At 56.7% G+C, this 17,474-nt stretch carries 17 protein-coding genes; 12 read left to right on the top strand and 5 right to left on the bottom strand.

Going from position 1 to position 17,474, the window contains the following annotated elements; translation table 11 throughout:
* Positions 1–140: 140 nt before the first annotated feature.
* Both ysgD and corA read left to right on the top strand, forming a co-directional pair.
* Positions 141–197 (top strand): YsgD/CorL family protein, encoded by a 57-nt coding sequence (ysgD, locus tag AC2T6E_RS16690; RefSeq protein WP_212743980.1) that lies wholly within the window; start codon positions 141–143, stop codon positions 195–197.
* A gap of 150 nt (positions 198–347) precedes the next feature.
* The gene (gene corA / locus AC2T6E_RS16685; protein WP_010426304.1) at positions 348–1,298 is read left to right on the top strand and encodes a magnesium/cobalt transporter CorA; all 951 of its coding nucleotides are present in this window, start codon (positions 348–350) and stop codon (positions 1,296–1,298) included.
* An 82-nt stretch (positions 1,299–1,380) separates the two neighbouring features.
* Here corA and rarD read toward each other — a convergent pair whose 3' ends face one another.
* Both rarD and yigI read right to left on the bottom strand, forming a co-directional pair.
* Entirely contained in the window at positions 1,381–2,277 is an 897-nt protein-coding gene (gene rarD / locus AC2T6E_RS16680; protein ID WP_010426302.1) for an EamA family transporter RarD, read from the bottom strand.
* A 51-nt stretch (positions 2,278–2,328) separates the two neighbouring features.
* Positions 2,329–2,796: an acyl-CoA thioesterase YigI gene (yigI, locus tag AC2T6E_RS16675; RefSeq protein WP_010426301.1), complete on the bottom strand. Its 468-nt coding sequence runs from the start codon at positions 2,794–2,796 to the stop codon at positions 2,329–2,331.
* A 160-nt stretch (positions 2,797–2,956) separates the two neighbouring features.
* On the opposite strand from yigI, the gene pldA reads away from it, so the two are divergent.
* From pldA to rhtC, 3 genes are all read left to right on the top strand, one after another.
* Positions 2,957–3,826: a phospholipase A gene (gene pldA / locus AC2T6E_RS16670; protein ID WP_042716814.1), complete on the top strand. Its 870-nt coding sequence runs from the start codon at positions 2,957–2,959 to the stop codon at positions 3,824–3,826.
* Between the two features lie 90 nt (positions 3,827–3,916).
* Positions 3,917–5,746, top strand: a complete 1,830-nt coding sequence (gene recQ / locus AC2T6E_RS16665) for an ATP-dependent DNA helicase RecQ (RefSeq protein WP_486692554.1) — start codon at positions 3,917–3,919, stop codon at positions 5,744–5,746.
* 61 nt (positions 5,747–5,807) lie between these two features.
* The gene (gene rhtC, locus AC2T6E_RS16660; protein ID WP_010426287.1) at positions 5,808–6,428 is read left to right on the top strand and encodes a threonine export protein RhtC; all 621 of its coding nucleotides are present in this window, start codon (positions 5,808–5,810) and stop codon (positions 6,426–6,428) included.
* Here the strand turns inward: rhtC and rhtB are convergent.
* Entirely contained in the window at positions 6,425–7,045 is a 621-nt protein-coding gene (gene rhtB, locus AC2T6E_RS16655; protein WP_008501533.1) for a homoserine/homoserine lactone efflux protein, read from the bottom strand. The genes rhtC and rhtB overlap by 4 nt on opposite strands.
* A gap of 110 nt (positions 7,046–7,155) precedes the next feature.
* Here rhtB and pldB point away from each other — a divergent pair, with 110 nt between their 5' ends.
* The 3 genes from pldB (at position 7,156) to AC2T6E_RS16640 (ending at position 9,956) form a co-directional block, all read left to right on the top strand.
* Positions 7,156–8,148, top strand: coding sequence for a lysophospholipase L2 (gene pldB, locus AC2T6E_RS16650; protein WP_010426283.1), 993 nt, complete (start codon positions 7,156–7,158; stop codon positions 8,146–8,148).
* Between the two features lie 25 nt (positions 8,149–8,173).
* Positions 8,174–8,974 carry a sugar/pyridoxal phosphate phosphatase YigL gene (gene yigL / locus AC2T6E_RS16645; RefSeq protein ID WP_010426280.1) on the top strand — a complete coding sequence of 267 codons (801 nt, stop codon included), beginning with the start codon at positions 8,174–8,176 and terminating at the stop codon, positions 8,972–8,974.
* Between the two features lie 82 nt (positions 8,975–9,056).
* Positions 9,057–9,956: a carboxylate/amino acid/amine transporter gene (locus AC2T6E_RS16640; protein ID WP_148400212.1), complete on the top strand. Its 900-nt coding sequence runs from the start codon at positions 9,057–9,059 to the stop codon at positions 9,954–9,956.
* Here the strand turns inward: AC2T6E_RS16640 and metR are convergent.
* The gene (metR, locus tag AC2T6E_RS16635) at positions 9,844–10,797 is read right to left on the bottom strand and encodes an HTH-type transcriptional regulator MetR (protein ID WP_010426278.1); all 954 of its coding nucleotides are present in this window, start codon (positions 10,795–10,797) and stop codon (positions 9,844–9,846) included. The two genes, AC2T6E_RS16640 and metR, sit on opposite strands and share 113 nt — an antisense overlap.
* Positions 10,798–10,912: 115 nt before the next feature.
* On the opposite strand from metR, the gene metE reads away from it, so the two are divergent.
* Entirely contained in the window at positions 10,913–13,174 is a 2,262-nt protein-coding gene (metE, locus tag AC2T6E_RS16630; RefSeq protein ID WP_486692549.1) for a 5-methyltetrahydropteroyltriglutamate--homocysteine S-methyltransferase, read from the top strand.
* 48 nt (positions 13,175–13,222) lie between these two features.
* On the opposite strand, the gene AC2T6E_RS16625 is transcribed toward metE, so the two are convergent.
* Positions 13,223–14,029 carry a dienelactone hydrolase family protein gene (locus AC2T6E_RS16625; RefSeq protein WP_089598245.1) on the bottom strand — a complete coding sequence of 269 codons (807 nt, stop codon included), beginning with the start codon at positions 14,027–14,029 and terminating at the stop codon, positions 13,223–13,225.
* Between the two features lie 256 nt (positions 14,030–14,285).
* Between AC2T6E_RS16625 and udp the strand changes: the two genes are divergently transcribed.
* The 3 genes from udp (at position 14,286) to ubiE (ending at position 17,466) form a co-directional block, all read left to right on the top strand.
* Positions 14,286–15,047 carry a uridine phosphorylase gene (gene udp, locus AC2T6E_RS16620; protein WP_003860792.1) on the top strand — a complete coding sequence of 254 codons (762 nt, stop codon included), beginning with the start codon at positions 14,286–14,288 and terminating at the stop codon, positions 15,045–15,047.
* A gap of 139 nt (positions 15,048–15,186) precedes the next feature.
* Positions 15,187–16,644 (top strand): DNA recombination protein RmuC, encoded by a 1,458-nt coding sequence (gene rmuC / locus AC2T6E_RS16615; protein ID WP_486692547.1) that lies wholly within the window; start codon positions 15,187–15,189, stop codon positions 16,642–16,644.
* Positions 16,645–16,710: 66 nt separating this feature from the next.
* Positions 16,711–17,466, top strand: coding sequence for a bifunctional demethylmenaquinone methyltransferase/2-methoxy-6-polyprenyl-1,4-benzoquinol methylase UbiE (ubiE, locus tag AC2T6E_RS16610; protein WP_010426273.1), 756 nt, complete (start codon positions 16,711–16,713; stop codon positions 17,464–17,466).
* The last annotated feature ends 8 nt before the right edge of the window (positions 17,467–17,474 follow it).

Here is a 17,474-nt window from a genome sequence, read left to right as displayed (position 1 = left end):
AAATATCATTATTTTGTAATAATCTGCTAACCTTATAAGCTGAAGGTCAATTAATGCCCTTCAGCGTTCCGTTGCGTGTTGACGCCACAGTTACTGCTGGCGTAACATGCGCGCACGATTACGCTAAGAGGACATTCGCCTTGGACACACCCAGTAGATACTGGCTCAATTCCCTGTCATCCAGGAACAACTCCTAAGGCTATCTCCCCTTGCTGATGGCCTTAGTGGTTGTCAGCGACTGCATTATCCCCGTCGCGCTGAGTCAGGCTGTTTAATGGTCTGAAACCCAAATTGTTTCTGTGTGCCCACCGAACTGTCCGATATTTTTTGCATTGGGAGTCCCGGTCATGTTGAGCGCATTTCAACTCGAAAATAACCGACTGACTCGGCTTGAAGCCGAAGAGTCACAGCCCCTCGTTGATGCCGTATGGGTGGATCTGGTCGAGCCGGACGACGATGAGCGCCTTCGCGTACAATCTGAGCTGGGGCAAAGCCTGGCAACGCGTCCTGAACTGGAAGACATCGAAGCATCCGCACGTTTTTTTGAAGATGAAGACGGTCTGCACATTCACTCCTTCTTCTTCTTTGAAGACGCTGATGACCACGCGGGTAACTCCACCGTGGCGTTTACCATCCGCGATGGTCGTCTGTTTACCCTGCGCGAGCGCGAACTGCCTGCGTTTCGTCTCTACCGCATGCGCGCCCGTAGCCAGGCGATGGTGGACGGTAATGCTTACGAGCTGCTGCTCGATCTGTTCGAAACCAAAATTGAACAGCTGGCGGACGAAATTGAGAACATCTATAGCGACCTGGAAAAGCTGAGCCGCGTGATCATGGAAGGCCATCAGGGCGATGAATATGACGAAGCGCTTTCGACGCTGGCGGAGCAGGAAGATATCGGCTGGAAAGTGCGTTTGTGTCTGATGGATACCCAGCGTGCGCTGAACTTCCTGGTGCGTAAAGCACGTCTGCCGGGCGGTCAGCTGGAGCAGGCGCGTGAGATCTTACGAGATATCGAATCCCTGCTGCCGCACAACGAATCCCTGTTCCAGAAGGTGAACTTCCTGATGCAGGCTGCGATGGGCTTTATCAACATCGAGCAGAACCGCATCATCAAGATCTTCTCGGTGGTATCCGTGGTGTTCCTGCCGCCGACGCTGGTGGCATCCAGCTATGGGATGAACTTTGAGTTTATGCCGGAGCTGAAGTGGAGCTTTGGCTACCCGGGGGCGATTATCTTCATGATCCTCGCCGGGCTGGCGCCGTATCTCTATTTCAAGCGTCGGAACTGGCTGTAAAAATCTGGCGGGTGGCGCTGCGCTTACCCGCCCTACGATCGAACTCCCTCTCCTGTGGGAGAGGGTTGGGGTGAGGGCAACATTACAACCCTTTGCGCACCCTGCGCTGGGTATAAATTGCATCGGCAACGAAAATCGCCAGCGCCACCCAGATAAAGGCGAAGGTCACCATCTTATCCGCACCCGGCACTTCCCCGTAAAACACCACTGCCAGCAGGAACATCAGCGTCGGGCCAATGTACTGGAAGAAGCCCAGCGTGGAGAGACGCAGGCGCGTCGCCGCGCCGGTGAAGCACAGCAGCGGAATGGTGGTCACCACGCCCGCGGCCATCAGCATCAGGTTCAGCGACCACGGGTTGCTGCCCATGTGGCTGGTGGCGCTGTCGGCGATGCCAAAGAGATAAATTGCCGCCACCGGCAGCAGCCACAGGGTTTCAAAGAGCATCCCGGTCTGCGCTTCCACCGCAATCTTCTTACGTACCAGCCCATAGAACGCAAAGCTGAATGCCAGACCGAGGGCAATAATCGGCAGTGAGCCGAAGGTCCACAGCTGCACCAGCACGCCGCAGAAAGCCAGAATGACCGCTACCCACTGCATCCGGCGAAAGCGTTCGCCGAGGAAAATCATCCCCAGCACAATGTTCACCAGCGGGTTAATAAAGTATCCCAGGCTCGCTTCAAGCATGTGATGATTATTCACCGCCCAAATGAACAGCAGCCAGTTGCCGCCGATCAGTACCGCAGAAAGCGCTAGCAGGAAGACCTTTTTAGGGGTTTGCAGCAGCGTTTTGACGCCGGACCACTGACGGCTGACGCTCATCAGCGCAATCATAAAGAAGAACGACCAGATGACGCGGTGGGTGAGGATCTCGTCGGCCGGTACATAGGCGATAAATTTGAAGTACGCCGGTGCGATACCCCAAATAAAATAAGCGGCAAGGGCGAGTAAAACGCCCTGCCGCGTCTGTTTAGCATCCATCGGGAAAATCCGTTACAAAAGAGTGAATTAATTTTACCCGTTTTTATCGCCTTAACCCACCATATAAGTGGCGGTTGCGCTGGCGATATAAACCTGTTCTTCGTTATGCAACTCAACGCGCGCTACCGCGACTTTGTTGCCCGCGCGCAGCAGGCTGCTGGTACAGGTAAAGCGATTACCCCGTCCAGGGCGCAGATAGTCGACGCGTAAATCGATAGTGCCCATCCGCGAAAGACGCTGGCGGAGCTCCTCTTCATTGATGGTGTCATGGCGCGTCAGCGTGCTGCCGACGCAGACCAGCCCTGCCGCCACGTCCAGCGCGGAGGCAATTACTCCGCCGTGCAAAATGCTTTGCGCCCAGTTGCCTACCATCATTGGCTGATTATTAAAGCTGAGCTGGGCAAAGTCTTTCTCGTATCGCTCCAGCTCCAGCCCCAGCGCGCGGTTAAACGGCATGTGGTACACAAAAATCTCGCCCACGAGTTTTAACGTTTCTTCGGCGGTAAGCGTGGCTGACATGAGGGGTTGCATCCTTGTTGTTAACAAAATGTTGATTTTATGCCTCAACAATAAGGATTTCCACTTTCAGAAACGAGGAGGCGGAAGTTGCTGCAGAAGTCTGTAGAATGCCCGGACAAAACTATTCATTAAATATCACCCTTTCAGGAGAACACCACCGATGCGGACGTATCTGGGTTGGTTACTGGCGGCGGTTTCGCTGCCCCTCACAGCATATGCGCAAGAAGCAACCGTCAAAGAAGTGCACGATGCCCCCGCAGTGCGCGGCAGCATCATCGCCAATATGCTTCAGGAGCATGACAATCCGTTCACGCTGTACCCGTATGACACCAACTACGTGATCTACACCCAGACCAGCGATCTCAACAAAGAGGCGATAAGTTCCTATAACTGGTCCGATAATGCGCGTAAAGATGAGGTGAAGTTCCAGCTCAGCCTCGCGTTCCCGTTCTGGCGAGGCATTCTTGGGCCGAACTCGGTGCTCGGTGCGTCATACACCCAAAAGTCCTGGTGGCAGCTCTCCAACAGCGGGGAGTCCTCGCCTTTCCGTGAAACCAACTATGAGCCGCAGCTGTTCCTCGGCTTCGCAACGGATTACGAATTTGCTGGCTGGACGCTGCGTGACGTCGAGGTGGGCTTTAACCACGATTCCAACGGACGTTCCGACCCAACCTCGCGCAGCTGGAACCGTGCCTATACGCGCCTGATGGCGCAGAACGGTAACTGGATGGTGGAAGTGAAGCCGTGGTACGTGGTGGGCAGCACCGATGACAACCCGGATATCACCAAATACATGGGCTACTACCAGCTCAAGATTGGCTATCAGCTGGGTGATGCCGTGCTGAGCGCGAAAGGCCAGTACAACTGGAACACCGGCTACGGTGGTGCTGAGGTTGGCCTGAGCTACCCGGTAACGAAACACGTGCGTCTTTATACGCAGGTGTACAGCGGTTACGGCGAGTCGCTTATCGATTACAACTTCAACCAGACCCGTGTGGGTGTGGGCGTCATGCTGAACGATATTTTCTAGGTCGCTCGAATGTTTTTGCGTTAAACGTTGAAGTTTCTTTCTCAGGCGCTGAAAATAGCGCCTGTTTCATTTCTGGCATATGGGGTTAACGTGGCGCAGGCGGAAGTATTGAATCAGGAATCGCTGGCTAAACAGGTTTTGCATGAAACCTTTGGCTACCAGCAGTTCCGCCCCGGCCAGGAAACCATCATTGAAACCGTGCTGGAAGGCCGCGATTGCCTGGTGGTGATGCCGACCGGCGGCGGGAAATCCCTCTGCTATCAGGTGCCCGCGCTGGTGCTGAACGGCCTGACGGTCGTGGTATCCCCCCTCATTTCTCTGATGAAAGACCAGGTCGACCAGCTGCTCGCCAACGGCGTGGCGGCCGCCTGTCTTAACTCCACGCAGACCCGCGAGCAGCAGCAAGAGGTGATGGCGGGTTGCCGCACCGGACAGATTCGCCTGCTGTATATCGCGCCGGAACGCCTGATGCTGGATAACTTCCTCGACCATCTCGCGCACTGGAACCCGGTGCTGCTGGCGGTGGATGAAGCGCACTGTATCTCCCAGTGGGGACACGATTTCCGCCCGGAATATGCCGCCCTCGGCCAGCTGCGTCAGCGCTTCCCCGAGCTGCCGTTTATGGCGCTTACCGCCACGGCGGATGACACCACGCGTCTGGATATCGTTCGTCTGCTCGGGCTGAACGACCCCTACATTCAGGTCAGCAGCTTCGATCGTCCAAACATCCGCTATATGCTGATGGAAAAGTTCAAGCCGCTGGATCAGCTCCTGCGCTACGTGCAGGAGCAGCGCGGCAAGTCCGGCATCATCTACTGCAACAGCCGTGCGAAGGTGGAAGACACCGCCGCGCGTCTGCAAAACCGCGGCTTTAGCGCCGCCGCGTATCACGCCGGACTGGAGAACCACATCCGCGCCGACGTGCAGGAGAAATTCCAGCGCGACGACCTTCAAATCGTGGTCGCGACGGTGGCGTTCGGGATGGGCATCAACAAGCCCAACGTGCGCTTTGTGGTGCATTTCGACATCCCGCGCAATATCGAATCCTACTATCAGGAAACCGGTCGCGCCGGGCGTGACGGGCTGCCTGCGGAAGCGATGCTGTTTTACGATCCGGCGGACATGGCGTGGCTGCGCCGCTGCCTGGAAGAGAAACCGCAGGGACAGCTGCAGGATATCGAGCGCCACAAGCTCAACGCGATGGGCGCGTTTGCCGAAGCGCAAACCTGCCGCCGTCTGGTGCTGCTCAACTACTTTGGCGAGGGGCGACAAGAGCCGTGCGGCAACTGCGATATCTGCCTTGATCCGCCGAAGCAGTACGATGGTCTGATGGACGCGCGTAAAGCGCTCTCAACCATTGGGCGCGTCAATCAACGCTTTGGTATGGGCTACGTGGTGGAAGTGCTGCGCGGGGCGAATAACCAGCGTATCCGCGATATGGGCCACGACAAGCTGCCGGTTTACGGCATCGGTAAAGAGCAGAGCCACGAGCACTGGGTGAGTATCATTCGCCAGCTGATCCACCTTGGCTTTGCTACGCAAAACATTGCCCAGCACTCTGCGTTGCAGCTTACCGAAGCCGCGCGTCCGGTACTGCGCGGTGAAGTTGAACTGAAACTGGCCGTTCCACGCGTCATCGCCCTGAAGCCGCGTGTGATGCAAAAATCCTACGGCGGCAACTACGACCGCAAGCTGTTCGCCAAACTGCGCAAGCTGCGTAAAGCGATTGCCGACGAAGAAAACATCCCGCCGTACGTGGTGTTCAACGACGCGACGCTGATTGAGATGGCCGAGCAGATACCGCTCAGCGCGAGCGAGATGCTGAGCGTCAACGGCGTCGGCACGCGCAAGCTGGAGCGCTTCGGGAAAGAGTTTATGGCGCTTATCCGCTCTCACGCCGATGGTGATGACGAGGAGTAGTCAGCCGGGCGAAAAAGTGCCAGGATGGTGACTCACTACATTATTTCCCCGCGAGCTAATTATGTTAATGCTATTTCTCACCGTGGCATTGGTGCACATCGTTGCGCTGATGAGCCCTGGCCCTGACTTTTTCTTCGTGTCGCAAACCGCCGTCAGCCGCTCCCGCAAAGAGGCGATGATGGGCGTGCTCGGTATTACCATGGGCGTCATGGTCTGGGCGGCAGTCGCGCTGCTCGGTCTGAACCTGATCCTGGCGAAGATGGCCTGGCTGCATAACATCATTATGGTCGGCGGTGGGCTGTACCTGTGCTGGATGGGCTACCAGATGCTGCGCGGGGCGCTGAAGAAAGAAGAGAAAAAGCCGGAAGAGCCAAAGGTGGAGCTGGCGACGGGCGGTCGCAGCTTTGTGAAAGGGCTGCTGACCAACCTGGCGAACCCGAAAGCGATTATCTATTTCGGCTCGGTGTTCTCGCTGTTTGTCGGCGATAGCGTTGGCGCGGGCGCGCGCTGGGGTATCTTCCTGCTGATCGTCGTTGAAACCTTTGCCTGGTTCACTATCGTGGCCAGCCTGTTCGCTTTACCGGCAATGCGCCGTGGCTACCAGCGCATTGCGAAGTGGATCGACGGCTTCGCCGGCGCGCTGTTCGCCGGCTTCGGCATTCATCTCATCATCTCTCGCTAAGCATGACGCGCTGACGCAAGCAGCGCGCCAACCAGCATAAACAGCGAACCAAAGACTTTATTCAGGGCCTTCATCTGTTTAGGCCCTTTGATCCACGCCGCAATTCGCTGCGCCAGCGTCGCGTAACCAATCATCACGATGATATCGACGATAATGGTGGTCGCGCCCAGCACCACGTACTGCATCACCTGGGGCTGATGTGGCACGATAAACTGCGGGAACAGCGCGGCGAGGAAAACGATGCTCTTCGGGTTGGTCAGGTTGACGAAGACCGCGCGCTTAAACAGATGGCCTCGGTTTTGCGTCTGAGCGAGCGTATTGAGGTTGATGGAGCCTGCCGCGCGCCACTGCTGGATGCCGAGCCAAATCAGATATGCCGCACCGGCCCATTTCAGCACTTCAAACGCCAGCACCGAGCGGGAGAACAGGGTCCCCAGACCAATTCCGACCAGGACGATATGAATGCCCAGCCCGGTCTGCAAACCGGCGATGGATGCCGCCGCACCGCGATAGCCGTGATTGATGGAGGTAGTCATGGTGTTAATGGCACCCGAACCCGGTGAAAGGCTGAGGATAATGGATGTCAGCAGGTAGGCGAACCACCATTCGAAGGTCATTTGAAACTCCCGAACCGTCTATTTTTATGCCACAATACGCTATTATTGCGTCATTTTGTGACCAGTGATGAAAAAAACGATATTCCCTGGATTACGTGAGTGGAAACCCAATGTTTCAGCAGAAAAAGGACTGGGAAACACGAGAAAACGCTTTTGCTGCTTTCTCTATGGGGCCGCTGACCGATTTCTGGCGGCAGCGTGAGGAAGATGAGTTTACGGGCGTCGGGGGCATCCCGGTGCGCTTCGTTCGTTTCCGCAATGAAAAAAATGACCGTGTGATTGTCGTCTGCCCCGGACGCATCGAAAGCTACGTTAAATATGCCGAACTGGCTTACGACCTGGTCCATATGGGGTTCGACGTGCTGATCATCGACCACCGTGGACAGGGGTTGTCCGGTCGTATGCTGCCGGATACGCACCGTGGGCACGTGGATAACTTCAGCGATTACGTCGACGATTTTGCAGCGTTCTGGCAGCAGGAAGTGCAGCCTGGCCCCTGGCGCAAGCGGTATATCCTTGCGCACTCCATGGGCGGTGCCATTTCGACGCTGTTTTTGCAGCGGTATGAGCACCAGTGCGACGCCATTGCGCTCACCGCACCGATGTACGGTATTGTCATTCGTTTTCCCGATTGGATGGTGCGCCATCTTCTCGACTGGGCTGAGGGCCATCAGCGCATTCGTGAAGGCTATGCCATCGGTACCGGACGCTGGCGCGCATTGCCGTTCGCCATCAACGTTCTGACCCACAGTCGGCAGCGCTATCGCCGCAACCTGCGCTTTTATGCCGATGAACCGCGCTTGCGCGTTGGCGGCCCGACCTGGCACTGGGTGCGGGAAGGTATTCATGCCGGTGAGCAGGTGCTGGCGGGCGTAGGCGATGATGACACGCCGACGCTTCTGATTCAGGCGGAGGAAGAGCGTGTGGTGGATAACCGCATGCATGACCGCTATTGTGAACTGCGCGCTGCCGCCGGTCACCCTTGTGAAGGGGGAAAACCGCTGGTCATCAACGGCGCGTACCATGAGATCCTTTTTGAAAAGGACGCTATGCGCTCAGTCGCGCTTAACGCCATTGTTGAATTTTTCAACAGGCATAATTGATATTCACCAGAGGTTAAATTTCCCTATGTACCAGGTTGTTGCATCTGACTTAGATGGCACGCTGCTTTCCCCCGACCACACCCTCTCGCCTTACGCGAAAGAGACCTTAAAACTCCTGACTGCCCGTGGCGTGAACTTCGTGTTTGCCACCGGTCGCCACCACGTGGACGTGGGGCAGATCCGCGATAATCTGGAAATCAAATCGTACATGATCACCTCCAACGGTGCGCGCGTGCACGACACGGATGGTAACCTGATTTTTACCCACAATCTGGACCGCGATATTGCGGCCGATCTGTTCGGCGTGGTGCACAATAACCCGGATATCGTCACCAACGTTTATCGCGATGACGAGTGGTTTATGAACCGCCACCGCCCGGATGAGATGCGCTTTTTCAAGGAAGCCGTATTCCAGTACTCACTGTACGAGCCTGGCCTGCTGGAGCCGGAAGGGATCAGTAAGGTGTTCTTCACCTGCGAAAGCCATGAAGCGCTGCTGCCGCTGGAGCAGGCGATCAACGCTCGCTGGGGCGACCGCGTTAACGTGAGCTTCTCCACGCTGACCTGTCTGGAAGTGATGGCCGGTGGCGTTTCCAAAGGTCACGCGCTGGAAGCGGTGGCTAAACGTCTGGGCTTTGAGCTGAAAGACTGCATCGCGTTTGGAGACGGCATGAACGACGCTGAGATGCTCTCCATGGCGGGCAAAGGCTGCATCATGGAGAATGCGCACCAGCGTCTGAAAGACCTGCACCCGGAGCTGGAAGTGATCGGCACTAACGGCGATAACGCTGTGCCTAAGTACCTGCGCAAACTGTTCCTTGAATAATCTTCATTCGATTATTTATTGTTCAGTTGTCAACTAAAGAGTTCGCTACAATGCCTGTCCTTCTTTCTGAGAGACAAGCATTGTGGCGCTACTCATTATCACCACTATCCTGTGGGCCTTCTCCTTTAGCCTGATTGGCGAATACCTTGCCGGATCGGTCGACAGCTACTTCTCGGTGCTGATGCGCGTGGGACTGGCGGCGCTGGTGTTCCTGCCGTTTCTGCGCGCGCGCGGACAATCGCTGAAAACGATACTGCTGTATATGCTGGTGGGCGCGATGCAGCTCGGCATCATGTACCTGTTCAGCTTTCGGGCTTACGTTTATCTGTCTGTCTCGGAATTCCTGCTGTTCACCGTGCTCACGCCGCTCTACATCACCCTGATCTACGACCTGCTCAGCAAGCGTCGTCTGCGCTGGGGATATCTATTAAGTGCGGCGCTGGCGGTGCTTGGGGCGGCGATTATTCGCTATGACAAGGTAAGCGATCACTTCTGGACAGGGCTGATGTTCGTCCAGCTCGCCAATATCAGCTTCGCCATCGGCATGGTGGGATACAAACGGCTGATGGAGACCCGTCCGATGCCGCAGCATAACGCGTTCGCCTGGTTCTATATGGGGGCCGCGATTGTCGCGGTAGCGGCGTGGTTTATGCTCGGCAACCCGCAAAAACTGCCGACGACCACCGTGCAGTGGAGCGTTCTGGTCTGGCTGGGCGTGGTGGCTTCCGGGCTGGGATACTTCATGTGGAACTACGGCGCTACGCAGGTAGACGCCGGTACGCTGGGGATCATGAATAACGTGCATGTCCCGGCAGGGCTGCTGGTCAATCTCGCCATCTGGCAGCAACAGCCGCACTGGCCGAGTTTCCTTATTGGGGGAGCGGTGATCCTGGCTTCGCTGTGGGTACATCGCCGTTGGGTCGCTCCGCGCTCCGCACAAAGGGAAGATGGTCGCACGCGTGGTTCCGCGCTGAGCGAATAAACGCTTCCGTAATCGGCTGACGCTGCTCGCCATCGCGCACGGCGGCGTACAGCCTGCTCCACAGTCCTTCACCCAGGGTTTTGGTCACCACCAGACCCTGGCGTTCAAAACTCTCCACCACCCAGTGCGGCAATGCCGCGATGCCCATTCTGGCCGCCACCATCTGTATCAACAGCAACGTGTTATCCACGCTTTTCAGCTGTGGGCTAATCCCCGCGGGCTGCAGGAAGTGGCGCCAGATATCCAGGCGACTGCGCTGCACGGGATAAATCAGCAGCGTTTCTGTCGCCAGATCTTCCGGCGTGATGCGCGTTTTACTGGCCAGCGGATGGTCCGGGGCCAGCACCAGGCGCACTTCATAATCAAACATCGGCGAATAGTGCAGGCCGCTGCGCGGCAGAATATCTGACGTCATCACCAGATCCAGCTCGCCCTGCTGCAGCGACGGCTGCGGGTCAAAGGTCACGCCGGATGTAAAGTCCATCTCCACCTGCGGCCACTTCTGGCGGAAGTTCTCAAGCGCGGGGGTCAGCCACTGAATACAGCTATGGCACTCAATGGCAATACGCAGTTTGGTTTGCTGCGGCTCGTTACAGGACTGCAGCGCGCTGGCGATCTGCGGCAGTACCTGATTTGCCAGTTGCAGCAGAATTTCACCCTGCGGCGTAAAGCGCAAAGGCTGGCTCTTACGCACAAAAAGACGAAAGCCGAGGCGTTGTTCCAGATCGCTGAACTGGTGAGAAAGGGCAGACTGGGTCTGGTGCAGCGTGGCCGCCGCTGCCGCAAGAGAACCGCAGTTCCGCAACGCTTGTAGCGTTTTCAGGTGTTTAATCTCGATCATGAAAGTCCTTCACTTCGCCATGAACATTTTGCGCTTGAGGAATATACAGTACCTGCCAATTATAGATGTGTAAACATCTGGACGTCTAAATAACAAATTTCACAAGGGGCATAACATGACAATCCGCAATCACACTCTCGGTTTTCCTCGCGTTGGCCTGCGCCGCGAACTGAAAAAAGCGCAAGAAAGCTACTGGGCGGGTAACACCACCCGTGAAGAACTGCTGACGGTGGGACGCGAGCTGCGCGCCCGTCACTGGGAGCAGCAAAAACAGGCGGGCATTGACCTGCTGCCGGTGGGCGATTTCGCCTGGTACGACCATGTTCTGACGACCAGCCTGCTGCTTGGCAACGTGCCGGCTCGTCATCAGAACAAAGATGGATCGGTAGATATCGATACTCTGTTCCGCATCGGCCGTGGCCGTGCACCAACGGGGGAGCCAGCGGCAGCGGCGGAAATGACTAAGTGGTTCAACACCAACTATCACTATATGGTGCCGGAGTTCGTGAAAGGTCAGCAGTTCAGGCTGACCTGGACGCAGCTGCTGGATGAAGTGGACGAAGCGCTGGCGCTGGGTCATCAGGTGAAGCCCGTATTGCTGGGGCCAGTCACCTACCTGTGGCTGGGTAAAGTAAAAGGCGAACAGTTTGACCGCCTCAGCCTGCTGAACGATATTCTGCCGGTCTACAAACAGGTGCTGATTGAGCTGGGCAAGCGCGGCATTCAGTGGGTGCAAATCGACGAACCCGCGCTGGTGCTCGAGCTGCCGCAGGCGTGGCTTGATGCCTTCAAACCGGCGTATGACGCGCTCACCGGGCAAGTGAAGCTGCTGCTCACAACCTATTTCGAAGGCGTGACGCCAAACCTTAAAACCATTACCGCGCTGCCGGTTCAGGGCCTGCACGTTGACCTCGTTCACGGTAAAGACGATGTCGCGGAGCTGCACAAGCGCCTGCCAGCGGACTGGCTGCTTTCTGCCGGGTTGGTTAACGGTCGCAACGTCTGGCGTGCCGATCTGACCGAGAAATATGCACAAATCAAAGATATTGTCGGCAAACGTGAGCTGTGGGTGGCATCCTCTTGCTCGCTGCTGCACAGCCCAATCGATCTCAGCGTGGAGACCCGTCTCGACCCTGAAGTGAAAAGCTGGTTTGCCTTCGCCCTGCAAAAGTGCGAAGAGCTGACGCTGCTGCGCGACGCGCTGAACAACGGCGAGACGGCGGCGATTACCGAATGGAGCGCGCCGATCCAGGCGCGTCGTCACTCGGCCCGTGTGCACAACCCGGCGGTGGAAAAACGCCTGGCGGCCATCACCGCACAGGACAGCCAGCGCCAGAGCCCGTATGAAGTACGCGCCGAAGCGCAGCGCGCCCGTTTCAACCTGCCTGCGTGGCCGACCACCACAATTGGTTCTTTCCCGCAAACCACTGAAATCCGCGGCCTGCGTCTGGACTTCAAGAAGGGCAACCTGGATGCGAACAACTACCGCACCGGTATCGCTGAGCACATTAAGCAGGCAATTATCGAGCAGGAGCGTTTAGGTCTGGACGTGCTGGTGCACGGTGAGGCCGAGCGTAACGACATGGTCGAATACTTCGGTGAGCACCTGGACGGCTTCGTCTTTACCCAGAACGGCTGGGTGCAGAGCTATGGCTCCCGCTGCGTGAAGCCGCCAGTGGTCATCGGCGACGTTAGCCGCCCGGAAGCGATCACCGTGGAGTGGGCGAAGTATGCCCAGTCCCTGACCGATAAGCCGGTGAAAGGGATGCTCACCGGTCCGGTAACCATTCTCTGCTGGTCCTTCCCGCGCGAAGACGTGACCCGTGAGACCATCGCGAAGCAAATCGCGCTGGCGCTGCGTGATGAAGTGGCAGATCTGGAAGCCGCAGGCATTGGCATCATCCAGATTGACGAACCGGCGCTGCGTGAAGGTCTGCCGCTGCGTCGCAGCGACTGGGATGCTTACCTGCAGTGGGGCGTGGAAGCGTTCCGCATCAACGCCGCGGTGGCGAAGGACGACACCCAGATCCACACCCACATGTGCTACTGCGAATTTAACGACATCATGGATTCGATTGCCGCGCTGGACGCCGACGTGATCACCATCGAGACCTCGCGTTCAGACATGGAGCTGCTGGAGTCGTTTGAAGAGTTCGACTACCCGAACGAAATCGGGCCGGGCGTGTACGACATTCACTCCCCGAACGTGCCGAGCGTGGAGTGGATCGAAGCCCTGCTGAAAAAAGCCGCCCAGCGGATCCCAGCGGAACGTCTGTGGGTGAACCCGGACTGCGGACTGAAAACCCGCGGCTGGCCGGAGACGCGCGCGGCGCTGGCGAACATGGTGAAGGCGGCGCAGAACTTGCGTCAGGCTTGATGCATCGTAGGCCCGGTAAGGCGTTGCCGCCACCGGGCTTTTTTGCTTTTATGCTTTTTTCCCGCCGTACTGGCTAAACCACGCCAGCATCCTCTGCCAGCCATCTTTGGCTGATTCTGCGTGATAGCTCGGGCGATAATCGGCATTAAACGCGTGTCCGGCATCCGGGTATACCACAATCTCCGCCTTCGCGTTCGCCGCGCGTAGCGCATGACGCATGGTCTCGACGGTATCAAGCGGAATGCCTGTATCCTGACCACCATAAAGCCCTAGCACCGGTGCATTCAAATCCGTGGCGATATCAACAGGCTGCTTCGGTGAGTTCAGCGTTTTTTCGCCCACCAGTTTGCCGTACCAGGCGACGGCCGCTTTCAACTGCGGGTTATGCGCGGCATACAACCAGCTAATGCGTCCGCCCCAGCAGAAGCCGGTCACCAGCAGACGATGTGCATCGCCCCCGTTGCGCGCGGCCCAGCTGGCAACGTGATCAAGGTCAGCCAGCACCTGGGCATCCGGAACTTTGCTCACCAGATTGTTGAACAATGTAGGGATATCGCTGTAATCGTTCGGATCGCCCTGACGGAAATAGAGCTCTGGCGCAATGGCCAGGTACCCTTCCAGCGCCAGGCGGCGGCAGAGGTCGCGAATATGCTCGTGAACGCCAAAAATTTCCTGAACCACAATCACGATCGGCAGCGGGCCGTCTGCCGATTTTGGCCGCGCGTGATAAGCAGGCATATTCTCCCCCTGCGAGGGGATGGAGGTCTCGCCCGCAGTAATGGCTTCTTCTGAGGTTGAGACGATGGTTGAAGCATGCGGAGCCGCAGCAGGTGCAAAACCGGTTTTTTCAGTCATGGCATTCTCCGTACCAATGAGTTAGCGCAAAGGTAAATATAGTCACCAGGTTAACAACCCACAGTGCCTTATACGGTCTATCTTTTGTGCAGCACCTGTCGATATAACTTGTTAATGTGATGTAAGTCACTATTTAATGGAAATTAACTGCAACCATTTTCATTCATGGTGAGGTGTGTCACGAAAATATGCTTACTGCTTCTGTAAAGTACCGTTTTACTTCTTCTGACTAACCGACCCACAGAGGAGTCACCCTATGTCTAAGTCTGATGTTTTTCATCTCGGCCTCACCAAAAACGATTTACAAGGGGCTACGCTCGCTATCGTCCCTGGCGATCCTGAGCGTGTGGAAAAGATCGCCGCGCTGATGGATAAGCCGGTTAAGCTGGCAGCCCATCGTGAATTCACCACCTGGCGCGCAGAGCTGGATGGCAAAGCGGTGATCGTGTGCTCTACCGGTATCGGTGGCCCGTCTACGTCTATTGCGGTGGAAGAGCTGGCGCAGCTGGGCATTCGTACTTTCCTGCGTATCGGCACCACTGGCGCTATTCAGCCGCACATCAACGTGGGCGACGTGCTGGTTACGACCGCATCTGTACGTCTGGACGGCGCAAGCCTGCACTTTGCACCAATGGAATTCCCGGCAGTAGCCGATTTCGAATGCACCACCGCGCTGGTTGAGGCCGCAAAATCCGTGGGCGCGACCACCCACGTGGGCGTCACCGCCTCTTCCGATACCTTCTACCCGGGCCAGGAGCGTTACGACACCTTCTCAGGCCGCGTGGTGAGCCGTTTCAAAGGCTCTATGGAAGAGTGGCAGTCCATGGGCGTGATGAACTACGAAATGGAATCTGCAACGCTGTTGACCATGTGCGCAAGCCAGGGTCTGCGTGCCGGTATGGTGGCGGGCGTGATCGTCAACCGTACCCAGCAGGAGATCCCGAACGCCGAAACCATGAAGCAGACCGAAAGTCATGCAGTGAAAATCGTGGTGGAAGCGGCTCGTCGCCTCATCTAATCCTCCCTTCAGAGACACAAGGCCGACATGTTCGGCCTTTATTTTTTGCGTAGCGCCTCGCAGGAAAACCCTTTCAAACTGGACGTTTATACAGCACAATTCTATTTTGTGCGGGTAATACGTTGATGCAGGGGGCATTGTGGATATCTCAATCCTGATTTATGCGGTGGTTGCGCTGGTGAGCGTGGCGGTAGGCTGGCTGATTTCCAGCTACCAGCATGCGCAGCAGAAAGCCGAGCAGCTGGCAGAGCGCGAGGAGATCGTCGCCGATCTCAGCGCGGCAAAACAACAGCTTGCTCTGAGTGACCACTGGCGCGACGAGTGCGAGCTGCTCAATAATGAACTGCGTAACCTGCGCGACATCAACACTTCGCTGGAGGCCGATCTCCGCGAAGTGACCACCCGTCTTGAATCCACCCAACTGCATGCGGAAGACAAAATCCGCCAGATGATCAACAGCGAGCAACGCCTCAGCGAACAGTTTGAGAACCTCGCCAACCGAATTTTTGAGCACAGCAACCGCCGCGTTGACGAACAGAACCGACAGAGCCTGAATAGCCTGCTGACGCCACTGCGTGAACAGCTGGACGGGTTTCGCCGTCAGGTACAGGACAGCTTTGGTCAGGAGGCGCGCGAGCGGCACACCCTGGCGCATGAAATCCGTAATCTCCAGCAGCTGAATGCCCAGATGGCGCAGGAGGCGGTGAACCTGACGCGTGCGCTCAAAGGCGATAACAAAACGCAAGGAAACTGGGGGGAAGTGGTGCTGACGCGCGTGCTTGAAGCGTCTGGCCTGCGCGAAGGGTATGAATACGAAACCCAGGTCAGCATTGAGAACGATGCCCGCTCGCGTATGCAGCCGGATGTCATTGTACGTCTGCCGCAGGGTAAAGATGTGGTAATTGACGCCAAAATGACGCTGGTGGCCTACGAGCGCTATTTCAACGCGGAAGATGACTACACCCGCGAGTCGGCGCTGCAGGAACACATCGCCTCCGTGCGTAACCATATTCGTCTGCTGGGCAGAAAGGATTATCAGCAGCTGCCGGGCCTGCGCTCGCTGGACTACGTGCTGATGTTTATCCCGGTAGAGCCCGCCTTCCTGCTGGCGCTCGACAGACAGCCCGAACTGATCACCGAAGCGCTGAAAAATAACATTATGCTGGTCAGCCCTACCACGCTGCTGGTGGCCTTGCGGACCATTGCTAATCTGTGGCGTTATGAGCATCAAAGCCGTAACGCGCAACATATTGCCGATCGCGCCAGCAAACTTTACGACAAAATGCGCCTGTTTGTGGACGATATGTCCTCGGTCGGGCAAAGCCTGGATCGTGCGCAGGATAACTACCGGCAGGCGATGAAAAAGCTCTCCTCCGGGCGTGGCAACCTGCTGGCGCAAGCCGAAGCGTTTCGCAGCCTGGGGGTGGAGGTGAAACGCGAGATTAATCCGGAATTGGTTGAACAGGCGACGTCGCAGGACGAAGAGTTCCGCCTGCGTGAAGGCGCGGATGAACAAAATACACACAGTGAAGACAACGATTTAGCGGCGAATTTATCGCCAGAAGAGCAGCCGACGCGTTTCTTTCGCGGTGGTTGAATCGTAGGGCAAACGCGCCCAATCTGTTACACTTCACGAACATTTTACTGATAAGCAGGCTCTGAGATGGTTGACGATTCACAAGACACGACGCACTTTGGCTTTCAGACTGTTGCCAAAGCGCAGAAAGCTGACATGGTGGCCCACGTATTTCATTCCGTGGCGGCGAAGTACGATGTGATGAATGACTTGATGTCCTTCGGCATTCATCGCTTGTGGAAGCGCTTTACTATTGACTGCAGCGGTGTGCGTCGTGGACAAACAGTTCTCGATCTGGCTGGCGGAACGGGCGATCTGACGGCGAAATTCTCTCGTCTGGTGGGTGAAACCGGTCGTGTCGTGCTGGCAGATATCAATGACTCAATGCTGAAAATGGGACGCGAGAAGCTGCGTAACATCGGCGTTGTGGGTAACGTGGAATATGTGCAGGCAAACGCCGAAGCGCTGCCGTTCCCGGATAACACCTTTGACTGCATCACCATCTCTTTTGGTCTGCGTAACGTCACCGACAAAGACAAAGCGCTGCGCTCCATGTACCGCGTGCTGAAGCCGGGTGGACGTCTGCTGGTGCTTGAATTCTCCAAACCGATTATCGAGCCGCTGAGCAAAGCCTACGACGCCTACTCCTTCCACGTTCTGCCGCGTATTGGTGAGCTGGTAGCGAACGATGCAGAAAGCTATCGCTACCTGGCCGAATCCATCCGTATGCACCCGGATCAGGATACCCTGAAAGCGATGATGCAGGACGCGGGCTTTGAAAACGTTGAGTATTTCAACATGACGGCGGGTGTCGTCGCGCTACACCGCGGTTACAAGTTCTGAGTGGAGGT

This window comes from Enterobacter sp. B79-1 (genome assembly GCF_057444735.1).
Note: the sequence above shows the minus strand (reverse complement) of the source record. Positions and strands in the feature narration are given on the sequence as shown.